General features: G+C 52.1%; 13 protein-coding genes and 1 pseudogene. 3 read left to right on the top strand and 11 right to left on the bottom strand.

From position 1 onward, the window contains the following. Positions 1 to 80 precede the first annotated feature (80 nt). Genes BCA33_RS03740 through BCA33_RS03730 form a run of 3 tightly spaced genes read left to right on the top strand, consistent with a single transcriptional unit; the run spans position 81 to position 2459 of the window. Positions 81 to 725 (top strand): TetR/AcrR family transcriptional regulator, encoded by a 645-nt coding sequence (locus BCA33_RS03740; RefSeq protein WP_071263546.1) that lies wholly within the window; start codon positions 81 to 83, stop codon positions 723 to 725. Between the two features lie 28 nt (positions 726 to 753). After that, positions 754 to 1431 (top strand): DNA-J related domain-containing protein, encoded by a 678-nt coding sequence (locus BCA33_RS03735; protein WP_071263545.1) that lies wholly within the window; start codon positions 754 to 756, stop codon positions 1429 to 1431. Continuing rightward, entirely contained in the window at positions 1428 to 2459 is a 1032-nt protein-coding gene (locus BCA33_RS03730; RefSeq protein WP_071263544.1) for a polysaccharide deacetylase family protein, read from the top strand. Before BCA33_RS03735 ends, BCA33_RS03730 begins: the two co-directional genes overlap by 4 nt. A gap of 5 nt (positions 2460 to 2464) precedes the next feature. On the opposite strand, the gene BCA33_RS21290 is transcribed toward BCA33_RS03730, so the two are convergent. From BCA33_RS21290 to BCA33_RS03685, 11 genes and pseudogenes are all read right to left on the bottom strand, one after another. Next, positions 2465 to 3088, bottom strand: coding sequence for a MalM family protein (locus tag BCA33_RS21290; protein ID WP_254774167.1), 624 nt, complete (start codon positions 3086 to 3088; stop codon positions 2465 to 2467). After that, positions 3070 to 3486: a hypothetical protein gene (locus BCA33_RS21285; protein WP_254774166.1), complete on the bottom strand. Its 417-nt coding sequence runs from the start codon at positions 3484 to 3486 to the stop codon at positions 3070 to 3072. The genes BCA33_RS21290 and BCA33_RS21285 overlap by 19 nt, the downstream gene beginning before the upstream one ends. Before the next feature lie 34 nt (positions 3487 to 3520). After that, positions 3521 to 4732 carry an OmpP1/FadL family transporter gene (locus BCA33_RS03720; protein WP_254774165.1) on the bottom strand — a complete coding sequence of 404 codons (1212 nt, stop codon included), beginning with the start codon at positions 4730 to 4732 and terminating at the stop codon, positions 3521 to 3523. Continuing rightward, positions 4684 to 5145 (bottom strand): outer membrane protein transport protein, encoded by a 462-nt coding sequence (locus BCA33_RS21280; protein ID WP_254774164.1) that lies wholly within the window; start codon positions 5143 to 5145, stop codon positions 4684 to 4686. The genes BCA33_RS03720 and BCA33_RS21280 overlap by 49 nt, the downstream gene beginning before the upstream one ends. 39 nt (positions 5146 to 5184) lie before the next feature. Further along, a complete protein-coding gene (locus tag BCA33_RS03715) occupies positions 5185 to 6195 on the bottom strand; it encodes a flagellar protein FilC (RefSeq protein ID WP_071263543.1) in 1011 nt (336 codons plus the stop codon). Positions 6196 to 6255: 60 nt separating this feature from the next. After that, positions 6256 to 7056, bottom strand: a complete 801-nt coding sequence (locus BCA33_RS03710) for a C39 family peptidase (RefSeq protein WP_071263542.1) — start codon at positions 7054 to 7056, stop codon at positions 6256 to 6258. A 203-nt stretch (positions 7057 to 7259) separates the two neighbouring features. Continuing rightward, entirely contained in the window at positions 7260 to 7727 is a 468-nt protein-coding gene (locus tag BCA33_RS03705) for a biopolymer transporter ExbD (protein WP_254774163.1), read from the bottom strand. Further along, entirely contained in the window at positions 7724 to 8245 is a 522-nt protein-coding gene (locus BCA33_RS03700) for a biopolymer transporter ExbD (RefSeq protein ID WP_071263541.1), read from the bottom strand. The genes BCA33_RS03705 and BCA33_RS03700 overlap by 4 nt, the downstream gene beginning before the upstream one ends. Positions 8246 to 8269: 24 nt before the next feature. Next, entirely contained in the window at positions 8270 to 8983 is a 714-nt protein-coding gene (locus tag BCA33_RS03695) for a MotA/TolQ/ExbB proton channel family protein (protein ID WP_071263538.1), read from the bottom strand. 202 nt (positions 8984 to 9185) lie between these two features. Continuing rightward, complete coding sequence (locus tag BCA33_RS03690) at positions 9186 to 9716, bottom strand: methylated-DNA--[protein]-cysteine S-methyltransferase (RefSeq protein ID WP_254774162.1); 531 nt, start codon at positions 9714 to 9716, stop codon at positions 9186 to 9188. 97 nt (positions 9717 to 9813) lie between these two features. Next, positions 9814 to 11561: pseudogene (locus BCA33_RS03685) on the bottom strand (ABC transporter substrate-binding protein). Positions 11562 to 11735: the final 174 nt, after the last annotated feature.

Here is an 11735-nt window from a genome sequence, read left to right as displayed (position 1 = left end):
TCGGGCATAACAAATGTGTTCATTGGGAGAGTGTTCATGAGATTATACGCATCCCATCATTTCAGGGACAGGACACCGACATGGATATGTTGAGTTCAGAGAAAGAAGCTACGGGTAAGCGGGAACAAAACCGCCTGCGAAACCGCCAAGCGATACTCAATGCTGCACGCATTTGTTTTCAGGAACAAGGGTATGAAAGTACCACCATTCGCGACCTCATCCAGAATACTGATCTGGCGTCTGGCACTTTCTACAACTATTTTCGAAGCAAGCAGGATATTTTTGCTGCGCTGCTCTCAGATTTCCTGAGCGGGCTCAATGAAAACCTGATCCGCTCTCGACGCTCTGCGAAGACAACAGAAGAGTTCATTCACTGCTCCTACCTTGCTCTATACAGTGCAACCGCCCGGGATCCACTAGTTTACGAACTGGCCCATAGTAACGACCGCGCCCTGAAAGAGTTATTTGGCTCCGGCATACTCGGGCTGATTATGATGTCCCTGGAGGATGATGTAAGGGATGCTATCGAAAAGAAGGTTCTGCCAGAGGTCGATCAGGAATACCTTTGCACCGCTTTTTTCGGCGTCGCCTACGGAACCAGCCTTATGGTTGCCAGGCGCGTGCATCAGTGCCCGGAACAGGCTGACAACGAGGTTCACAGGGCTACCGATTTGTCGACAGCACTGTTCACTGGTGGACTACCCAAGTTGATGACCCTTCCCTGAGAGCTGCCACTGACCTACCATTGGGACCATGAATAACACACCCGTTTCCCCGGATTTATCAGAACCAACACCCACTAAAGCGCCTAACCCGATGCTGGAACAGCACATCCAGCATCTATTGGTGGCCGTTGAGCATGAGCTTCGTAATTCATCGTTTGGTATCGACGAACTGAATCTGATCAGAAAGCTGCAAAGGCCTCCCTGGGAACTCATTGGCAAGGTGGAATTTCACGATACTCAAAAACTCTACCCTGTACACTTTTTGCTTTTTCACGTGCTTTATAGCCTGAGGGACTCTTTGGCTCAGACGGGTGAAAACCTATACATCTCGCCCATGCGAATTGGCATTGAGCGCCAGGATACAGTCGCCGGGAACGGCATGCCCGGCAGGGTGGATAGCTTACGCAGTTTCTACCTGGACTTATCCCAGTATGAGCTTCCCGAAGATGTCATCAATCAAATGATGGATAACTTTTGGTCGGGCTACCAAACCACAGGTCCTGATTTGCCTGAGACCCTGCAAGCAGCAAAGGTGTTAGGATTCGACTCGGTACCCGATAGCTTTCTAACGGTAAAACAGGCATTTCGCCGCGCTGTCATGCAGGCTCATCCTGACCGAGGCGGTGATACGGAAGCAATTCAATCCCTAAATGAAGCATTTTCTGTACTTAAAGCGCATTTCACCCAGACAATGGAGCAGACATGACCGCAGGTAAACTCTGTATTTCAGCAACCCTGTTATCACTCTTGCTTGTAAGCCTAACTACAAAGGCCGATTTGGTTGTGCTTCAGTACCACCACATAAGCGATGCCACTCCGCCTTCTACCAGTACATCTGTGTCCTTATTCAAAGCCCAGCTCGATGTCATTTCAGACCTGGGCCTGGAAGTTGTTGACCTGCATGAGGCAACGGAGAACCTGTTTTCCCACAGCCCTTCAATGAATCAAAGTATCGCCCTCACCTTCGACGATGCCTACGAATCGGTTTACAGCGTAGCAGCAGACATTCTACAAAAACGGACGCTGCCCTATACCATTTTTGTTGACACAAAAGCTGTAGGCAACCAAGGCTATATGACCTGGGATCAGTTACAGGCGTTGGCTGAGCGTGATGGTGTAAGCTTCGCCAACCACGGCGCCGGCCACGGCCATATGGCAAGAAAGCCGAGCGAACCAAAAGCAGACTGGAAACAAAGAACCACTCAGAGCCTGGATTCTGCACAGGCAGAACTGCAGAAAAAACTCGGAACCGGCTTACCTCTGTTTGCCTACCCTTACGGCGAATTCGACGAAACACTAGAGGCGAAGGTCGCTGAGCGAGGCTGGTTTGGATTTGGGCAGCAATCGGGAGCTATTGGACCGCTTTCTGGGAAAACACGCTTGCCGCGATTCCCCATGGCCAATGCTTACGGGCAGCTTAACGGCCTCAAAGATAAACTGACCAGCAGGGCATTTCCCGTTGATGCCAATGCATTGCCCGACGGCATCATGGCGTCGAACCCTCCGACATTAACACTGCCCCTCGTGGAAAAAATCAAACCCGCAAGGTTAACCTGTTTCGCATCTGGTATGGGTCGTATCGATTTTGAGGTATTGGGTGACAAAATTTCGGTTAAAGCCCCCAGGCCTTTCAACAGCCGCCGGTTTCGCTACAACTGCACTCATCCGGCTGAAAACGGCAGTTTTTATTGGCTATCACAACAATGGCTGGATTTAAGCCAGCCCGAAGACTAAAGCGATTACTGGGCTTGTGTTAAATAAAGCCCAATTTCGCCGACACCGGCATGAGGTATCTTGCGGGGGCCGCGACGGGTATCGATAACGGTTTGGCCTTCAGCATCCTCGTCACGAGTAAAGATGAGCATCCAGCGTTCTTTTTGAGAGGCAGAAACCGAAATTCGGACTTCCAGGTAGCCACGCCGATGCCAGTTCTCCGGCTCAAAATCCGACACCAAATCCGTTACCAAGCGCACAGGGGTCAGCTCGCTGTCGAGAAACACCACCGACGGTACAAAAACGCCATTACTCGCATACGAGCGCATGCGCAAAACCTGCCCCCCGGACGAGGCTCCATGGGGTAAGGCGATCAGTTGATAGGGGCTCTCCCCCGTAAGAAATTTATGAACTGGCGAGCCTTCCGTAAAGTAAACGCCAAATTCACGACCCTCCTGCCAACGCTCATGGTTTTGGGCGTCTAGCGCCTGACAGCATGTTTCGGAAAAGCGCTCCAGAAAGTTACCGCTACTTCCCTCTATCCCCAGAATAGCGAAAGCGTTTGGGTCGTATCCAACCACAGGCTCGGATGTCCCTGGTGTGTCATTGGCGCGGTACACACTTGCCGACGTTACATCAGCGGGTTGCACAACAAACGCTTTCTCTTCTTCTGTTCGGGTATCAGGCTGGTAGGGCGAGGTTCTGACGTTGCCTTCCGCATCTCGCCAAGTGAAATAGGGTTGCTATCCCCATCACGCACATACCCTTTCCTCCGAAGCGCTTCGGCATCCGGGTAATTCTCCGTGTTAAATTCTTCAGAAGCAGATGCTCCCTTCCGCTCCTCTTCCCCAGCTACCTGTTTGCCAGAAACACTCTCATCGGGAGAGTCAACAGGCGGCGCGTCAACTATAGGTGAATAGCGTGCCCGCCCTTGCTCGTCCACCCAGGTAAAATAGCCTTCCTTGTCCGACACCGTTGAGCCACCTACCTGACACCCCGCTAACAAAGCCGCGCATGTCATAGCTGTCAGAACTTTGTGTGTAATCACCGAAGTGTCCTTTTAAGCGCGACGCAACATAGGGTCAGAATCTTTTCCTGAAACTTAGACCGGCCATAACAACCCGCAAGGAGGTTTTAACGTCCAGCCCGGCATAGGGATTGTAGATAATATTGGTGATGTTATCGCAGTTCAGGTTGCAGCTGGTATTTGCAGGAATGGTTTCAACAGAGTGCAAGTAGCTAAGATTCATATCAATTTCAGTATTTTTGTCCCATTTGTATCCCATGCCAACGCTGTACAAATTGGCACCTCCAAACGGAGCCATAACCGAGCGTTGATCATCCGGTATAACCGAATCCCGAATCTCAACACCCGCCCTCAGATCAAGCCGTGAGGAGGCATGAAACTCCATTCCAAACGCCCAGTTCCACTGGCTTTTAAAGCCCAAGGGCAGTTTGAGAGTGTTCGGCGTGGCATTGTCCGGAGACAAAATACGCGCAGCATTGAGAAATTCCAGATTCCGGTCAAAGCGGAACAAGAAGGCGTCCCACTGTGCATAGTCGGTCCAGCCTATGTCGGCGTTCAGTGTTAGTTTAGGGTGAACGTCCACACTAATACCGGTTTGAAAATGCTGAGGGTAAACCAAATCCATACTGACGTTGCCAGCTTCTCTGGGCGCGCCGGAAGGCAAACTAAGAATGGCCGAGGTAATAGCACCTAAAACCGATCCGTTTACACTCTGCCAAAACCCGGACCAATCGTCGGTATACTCAATCTCGAAGGTGCCCTTCATGTTCATTTCAGCTTCGGAGGTATAGCTAGCTCCCCAAGCAAACCAGTCTACCGGTTCCCACATAACTCCAAGCGTGTAGGTAGGCGACAGAGTTTCCTGAACGTTAATGCTCAGGGCACCTATATCGTCCCATGGCCCTACGTTACCGCCGCAAAGTGCCAGCCATGGCTGCAATGGCTCATCGCCACTTTCACAGTTAAAGGCATCCTGCAGAATTTCTGCCACACCCAGTAAAAGGTTGGGCGCGCGCATATACTGATCCGCGGCTATACCCATGTGAGACAGGTGGATACCTGCGCCCACCGACCACTCATCATTAATCTTGTAGCCCACCGTTGGCGCAAGATAAGTGGTGCGTTGCAGTGCGGTTGCTTGTGGCTGATAGCGGCCAGGGTCATTTTTATCGCGGTAAAAACCTGCCGCCAGCGGCAGGTAAAAGGCGTTGCCAAAAGTCAGCTTTGAGCCTGGCGGGTTGATACTGAACCCCGCGGAAGGCGCCACAGCTGGCCCGGGCGGCATCCGCAGGATTCCAAAACCGGGGACATACAGCGCAACGTTGTTGGTGTGGCTGTGGGAGTTTGCAATTGGATCTCGCTGCTTGCCCGTACTTGGTCGATCTCAAGACCATCAATACCAAATATCTCGTATCCTTCCGGGGCTGTAAAATCAGCGTCTATGTCCAGATAAATACTCATCAGATTTACTTCAAACTGCCTGCCCTCCAGCTTTGTCAGGCCCGCTGGATTGTAGTGAATCGCCATGATCCCCGGTGGATCTGCCGTGACCGCGTTACCCAGTGCCAGTGCCTTCGGGTGAATGGTCAGATTCTGAGCAAGCTGTGCCTGGGCTCCGCACGAAAGTGTTGTGGCTACCATTGCCGCGAGAAGCTGGCGCTTGTGGCTGTTATGTCCCATGAAATCCTTCCCTTCCCGTTAAATCGTCAGCGGCGCCAATCACTCTTTGAGGCCGGAGAAATTAATGGGTAGGGACACACCCAGGGAAAAATCCGGGGCGTCCTCAGTCAGGCCGATACCGAGACTGGTATTCACAATTGTGGTATCGCTGACCCGGGTTCCCAACGACAAGCTCAGGAAACCCGTCATCTGATCCTGGGCCATTGCCCGATCACCGTTGGAGAACGTGAGGATGGTTTCATCGCTATAGCTCAACTGCGCCGACATGCTCAGGGAAATATCGTAAGACAGCGAATATGCAAAACCTAAAGAACCAGAAAGGCCAAAGCCAGGCTCGACCTCTTGCAGCAAGCGGGCACCACGAACCTGTTGAAGATCTTCCGCAGGCAGGTTGTACGTTGCGCTAACAGAGCCAAACACAACAACCGGATCAAGCACCTTTGAAAGACTTGCCCCGCCACCGAGAGAGTAATAACCACTGCCAGTGGAAAGCTGCTCGTTGATATCAATTTCGTATGGGCTTACACCCGTTTTGCTGGAAAAAGTACCAAACAGGGTTGTCGACATTTTGCCCGGCACATAGGCAAAAGGCTGCCAACGGCCAGTTACGGAGATATCGCCAACATCGTAGACGTTCAGTTCATCCTCGGTGTCGTACTTCACAACCAGAGGAACCCGCGCACCCACCGTGAAGTTGTCTAACAAACCAAAATCGTAAGAAAACGAATTGGTGAAATTGTGGGTTGCCGACGGCACCACATCTAGGTTTCGAACCGAGCCATTTGTGATCGCAAGATCCAGTCGTTGATCGGCCGTATAGGAATAGTCAAAAGAGTAATTGAGGGAATGTGTTCCTTTTTTCTGCAGAGAATAGTTCTTCTCGGCAGCCTGGAATACTTCCTCAAGCTGGCGTGAAGAGTCTTTATCGCCCTCCTGTTTTGCGAGCGCATCCCTCGCCTGATCTACATTGCCTTCCTGCGCCAGGGCCGTGCCCGAAAGCCAGCCCGACGCGGAAACAAGGATAAGACCTCGCACAAACCAACGATTCATCCTAACTCCCTTAATTTTTATTGGTTATGGTTCTGCGCCGAACGCTTCGCCCGGCAAATGTTAATTACGACGGTAGTGCAATTGTTTTCGGGTATTCTCAACACTGCCATCCGGGTTGTTCTTTTGACGTTCAAGTAAATTCTGAATGCGTCTGGCGGTAGACTCATGGAACGTTGGCATCCGCTCCAACGCCAATAAGGTCATGGTCTGGTCGTCAACAAAGCGCAGATCCTCTTCCTTGAGCTCCAGGTTATCCAGCGGTTTATCACTGCCCGGAAAAACAATGAACAACACGTTGTCGTCCCATTTTTCTTCAAACTGGGCCAGGGTAAAAGACAGGTTGCCAACCGCCGGATCGGCCATGTACACACGGCCATCCCGAATGGTTCTGAGCACAACAAAGTGTTTGAAGCCTGCATGCTGAATAGGAACAATAGCCGGGTGATCGAGATCCATAAGATCGTCGATCGTCGCGCGAAAACCGCCCGACGGATAACCCAGAGCTGTCACGAGGCGCTTCATATCAAGCATTGAGAACGCGCGGCGGGAAACGATGCGATCACTTTCGCCGTAGTGCAGCAGGCCTTCCATTACCTGACGCTCTGAAAGAGATCGCCCCAAATAAAAATTCAATATTGTGGTGAGCGCTGCACTTCCGCAGCTGTAGTCATAAGCCTGGCGCACAATATTGCGGAACTTCTGTTCGACCAACGGTTCAATACGGAAATCTGTGCGCAACTCCACAGGGCTGGAGTCGACCTTTTGCTCGATAACAACAGCCCCCTTTTCATAGGGCTCTACTAAGGTAGCTTCCTGCACTATGGCGAAGGTAAGAATGGATCCAGCGAGCACCAGCAGCATGTCAGATTAACTTCCTGTTTTTATTATCCGTGACATTTATTGATTACATATTGTTACGCTAAGATACCGAAATTGCTGAGGGCTTAAAGATAACTGTGCCTCAAATCTGGCGCTGCAGCCGCATGTCCTCTCCCTGCTCCCGAGGTAATCCATACCAGTGCTCGGTTACGCTCCAGCTCTGTGCTTTGTACGCTGGTTAACGGCTAGAGATATGCTGGCGTATCCTGCATCCACACAGGTAGACATGATTTTTTTGAGCAAATCGTAGGGCAGCTCGCGGTCTGCCAGAATAGTAATTGCCCGCCCTGTCTCTGGCGCGGGTTGCCTGAGCGGCCAGCTTGGTAATCCAGTTCCTGTTTCAAGCCTGGCTCTATTTGTCCCTCCAGAGCTTGCAGTACTTCGCGCTTGATCACGACGCGCCCATTCACCAGGATATCCTGATCGGTCACGGTCAGTGCGAGTACATCCCCCGGTGGTTGCACGGCTGAAGAGTCCGGAAGTTTGATAGTGCTGCCTTGGTTAAGCACCTGCACATCAGACGAGGAGTTAACCATCAAGAAGAATACAAGAATCGTAAAGATGTCCATCAGAGACACCAGGTTCATCTTGCTCTGGTTCTTGTTGCGCCTGTGGTGGCGCTTCAGGCGGCGGGCTTTTGCAGATTCTTTCACGACTGCCCCCCTGCTTTTTGCACTTGTTCAGTATCCGCAACTGGCGCGTCACCCAAGGAAATCTCAGGGAACAGCTCCGCTTTCACCAAATTGCCTGCAACCACAGCATCGTATGAACGAACGGTATCCATTACGCTAACCAAAACCTGATAAGAGGTTTCCTGAGAAGGCATGATAATCACGTCCTTTTTATCAGGAACACGGCTCTTCAATTCCTTCATAACCTCTTTAAGCACTGCGAAATTGTATTCGCCTTCTTGCTGGTCAATGGCCTTGATAACGCCGTTCTGGTTATCCGCAACCACCAAACGATCAGCGTGAATAATGACCTGTATCTGCAGCTCTTCTGCCTGTTCCGGCGCAAGGCTTTCACCGGTGGGAAAGTTGAGTTCCAGAACGCTGGTGTGTGCAAACACCATGTTCAAAAGCAGCACCGGCACCAGCACAATCATGAGGTTCATGAATGGTGTGATATCGAGATCCGGTTCGCTCTGTAATCGACGATGTTTCCGTCTCATAGCCCGAAATCCTTCAGCTGATTGTCAGGCCGGAGTGCTGGCGTGAGCGCCGGCTGATGCTGCCGCCGGGGCGGGAGGCGTCGCGGTTTGTGATTGGCCACCTGGGCGAGAGCCCGAGCTGTCACTAAGCAGGTTAAGCACTTTGATACCGGCCATTTCAAAGCTGTCTACAATCTCATTGGTCTTGGTCTGCAGCACCGAATGGATCAATAGCATGGGGATAGCCGACATAAGGCCGAACGCAGTTGTGTTCATGGCCACGGAAATACTTTGGGAAAGCAGGCTGGCTTTCTGTGCTGGATCTGCAGCAGCCACGGCAGTAAAGGCAGCAATCAGGCCAATGATGGTTCCCAACAGACCCAGCAGTGTTGCGATGTTGGCAAGCGTTGCAAGGTACTGGGTACGCTTTTCAAGACGCGGCATGACATCCAGCAGCCCCTCTTCCATGGCGTACTCGATGTCCTCGCGGCCTTGGCGACGGGCCAGGCGCTGAAGACCAAAGCCAATCATGGTGGCCATTGCCGTACCGGATTCCTGAGCGTAATTGAGCGCGCCCTTGAAATCACGCGTCGCAATCATCTGGTGCAGTCGGTTAAAATCTCTGCGATTGGTGATCTTTTGAGCAGACAGGTATACATATCGCTCAATGGCTACAATGAGTCCGATAATCAGCACAACGGCAATCGGAAACATAAAAAAGCCACCTTCCTGAAAAAAGCGAACGGCGGTATCAATCATTTTCTGGGCACTCCATAGACAGGGCTTTAACTCAGTCTATGCGCTGCGCTTAGTTAATTGGGGTAACTTCTGAAAAGTCTTGATTGCGATGTGTCTTACTTTGCGCTCGGCCACACACATGTCGTGACACAGGTCTCACTGCCACCCTGGATCAATTGCTGCGCAGCCCTTCTTACCTTCGCTCTTGGTTGGCGAATGGCTGCTAACGCTCAGACAGCCCCTGCTCGTGGCTTAACACCGCTTGTTTGCGCTTAACCCCCCAGCGATAGCCAGAGAGACTGCCATCACCTCGCAGTACGCGATGACAAGGCACAACCACGGCCAAAGGGTTGGCGGCACATGCTCCCGCTACGGCCCGGGAGGCCGTAGGCGCCCCCATGCGCCGGGCAATTTCGCCATAGCTGGCGGAACAGCCAGAAGGAATCTCTCGCAGTGTCTGCCAAACCTTACATTGAAATTCTGTACCACGAAGATCAAGTTGTACTGAAAGCGGCTTGCGGCTATCAATCAGATAACTCATAACATCGGCAAACCAAACCGCCCGGGAATCATTTGCATGACTGAGCGTGGCACCCGGGAATCGGCGCGCCAAGTCTACAACCAGCTCCTCAGTCGACTCACCTGGCAATACCGCACACACTCCAGTGGAAGTGCGTGCAACCAAAATTTCCCCAAGGTAGCAGTGGCCCGCCTGCCAGGTGATGGTTTCACCCTGGAAACTTTTGCTCATCATGGAAGGCTCCTCCGCTTGGCTCCTCAGGTGTTGCGCTCGCTCTATGTACGCAAGCGCAGTATGCCTCATGTCGATGGGGGAGCAAAATCAGCAGAAATCAGCTCTCGCGAGCGTCTTCCCATGTTTTGAGCAGCTCGTTATAGGGAACGGTTTTACCCTGCACCTTTTCGTTTGCCAGTTTAGGCTTGGGCGCACCCGGCTGGTCCAGCCAGTACTGCGGATCCCGAGGCTCGTTCAGCTTCGGCCCGCAGTTCGGCATCACGTTCGCCCGCTCCAACCGCTCCATTACGCGATCCTGAGCATCCGCAAGGCCGTCCAGCGCTTGTTGCGGTGTTGCTTCGCCGCTCGCGGCCTGGGCAATGTACTGCCACCAAAGCTGAGCCAGTTTCGGATAATCTGGTACGTTGGTGCCTGTAGGTGACCATTGAACCCGCGCCGGACTGCGGTAGAACTCAACCAGACCACCAAGCTTGGGCGCCATTTCTGTCATCGCATCCGAGTTGATATCGGATTCTCGAATCGGGGTCAGGCCTGCAATGGTTTTCTCCAAAGACACGGTTTTGGCCACGGTGAACTGGGCGTACAGCCAGGCTGCCAGGCGGCGTTTCTCGGGAGTCGAATTCAGGAAGGTCCAGGAACCTACGTCCTGATATCCCAACTTCATGCCTTCTTCCCAGTAGGGACCACGCGGGGAAGGCGCCATTCGCCACTTCGGAGTGCCGTCGTCATTAACAACTGGCAGGCCATCTTCAATCATGCTGGCGGTAAACGCTGTATACCAGAAAATCTGCTGAGCGATATTGCCCTGAGCAGGTACCGGGCCCGATTCGGAAAAGGTCATACCCGTGGCTTCAGGCGGCGCGTACTTTTCCATCCATTCGACATATTTGGTGGTTGCATACACAGCAGCTGGACCATTTGTCGCACCACCGCGTGAGACGTTGGAGCCTACCGGATGGCAGTCCTCCACGCGAATGCCCCACTCATCTACTGGCAAGCCGTTCGGCAGCCTTTGTCACCCGCGCCTGCCATCGAGAACCATGCGTCGGTGAAGCGCCACCCCAGGGATGGATCCTTCTTGCCGTAATCCATATGGCCGTAGACTTTTTCGCCATCTATCTCTTTAACGTGGACAGAGAAAAACTCAGCAATGTCTTCATACGCTGACCAGTTCACCGGAACACCCAGCTCATAGCCGTAGAGTTCCTTGAACTGCTTTTTCATATCTTCTCGCTCGAACCAGTCGGCGCGGAACCAGTAAAGGTTGGCAAATTGCTGGCTCGGCAGCTGATAGAGCTTTCCATCAGGTCCTGTGGTGAAATCAAGGCCAATGAAGTCTTCAAGGTCCAGAGTTGGCAGAGTAAGGTCTTTGCCGGAACCGTTCATTATGTCTTCAACGGCCACCACTTTACCGTACCGAAAATGCGTACCTATGAGGTCGGAGTCGTTCACATAGCCGTCGTAGATGTTGCGCCCAGACTGCATCTGGGTCTGCAACTTCTCAATGACATCACCTTCCTGAATCAGGGTATGGGTGAGCTTAATGCCGGTGATTTCAGAGAAGGCCTTGGCCAGAACACTGGATTCGTATTCGTGAGTGGCAATGGTCTCGGACACAACGTTGATCTCCATGCCCCGGAACTGCTCCGCAGCCTTGGTAAACCATGCCATCTCCTTCATCTGTTGCTCTTTGGTAAGGGTAGACTTTTTGAAAGAATCACTTACCCACTTTTCCGCCGCGTCGGAGTATTGATCAGCGCCAGCCTGCATGCTCAGCCCCATACTGATCGCACCAATGGCAGCACTCAGGAGCAGGGTCTTCGGATAATTATTGTTTTTGAACATATCCAACCTCGTTTACCTTGTTGTGAATGGAGCAAAGCAAGACTGCACTCCGTTTGGACTTGTAACAGCGCCTGGATCGTAAAACCTTGTGCGCTCGAGACAGACTTTATGATTGTTTTCGATCATAGATTGAAAATTAGTTCGGTTTCGAATTCTTTACAACCTTTTCAGCTC

It is taken from the genome of Marinobacter sp. AC-23 (assembly GCF_001858325.1).
Classification (GTDB): Bacteria; Pseudomonadota; Gammaproteobacteria; order Pseudomonadales; family Oleiphilaceae; genus Marinobacter.
Note: the sequence above shows the minus strand (reverse complement) of the source record. Positions and strands in the feature narration are given on the sequence as shown.

Coding starts and splice junctions, on each gene's coding strand:
- BCA33_RS03740 (WP_071263546.1), top strand. CDS start 81: ATGGATATGTTGAGTTCAGAGAAAGAAGCTACGGGTAAGCGGGAACAA.
- BCA33_RS03735 (WP_071263545.1), top strand. CDS start 754: ATGAATAACACACCCGTTTCCCCGGATTTATCAGAACCAACACCCACT.
- BCA33_RS03730 (WP_071263544.1), top strand. CDS start 1,428: ATGACCGCAGGTAAACTCTGTATTTCAGCAACCCTGTTATCACTCTTG.
- BCA33_RS21280 (WP_254774164.1), bottom strand. CDS start 5,145: ATGGGACATAACAGCCACAAGCGCCAGCTTCTCGCGGCAATGGTAGCC.
- BCA33_RS03715 (WP_071263543.1), bottom strand. CDS start 6,195: ATGAATCGTTGGTTTGTGCGAGGTCTTATCCTTGTTTCCGCGTCGGGC.
- BCA33_RS03710 (WP_071263542.1), bottom strand. CDS start 7,056: ATGCTGCTGGTGCTCGCTGGATCCATTCTTACCTTCGCCATAGTGCAG.
- BCA33_RS03700 (WP_071263541.1), bottom strand. CDS start 8,245: ATGAGACGGAAACATCGTCGATTACAGAGCGAACCGGATCTCGATATC.
- BCA33_RS03695 (WP_071263538.1), bottom strand. CDS start 8,983: ATGATTGATACCGCCGTTCGCTTTTTTCAGGAAGGTGGCTTTTTTATG.
- BCA33_RS03690 (WP_254774162.1), bottom strand. CDS start 9,716: ATGATGAGCAAAAGTTTCCAGGGTGAAACCATCACCTGGCAGGCGGGC.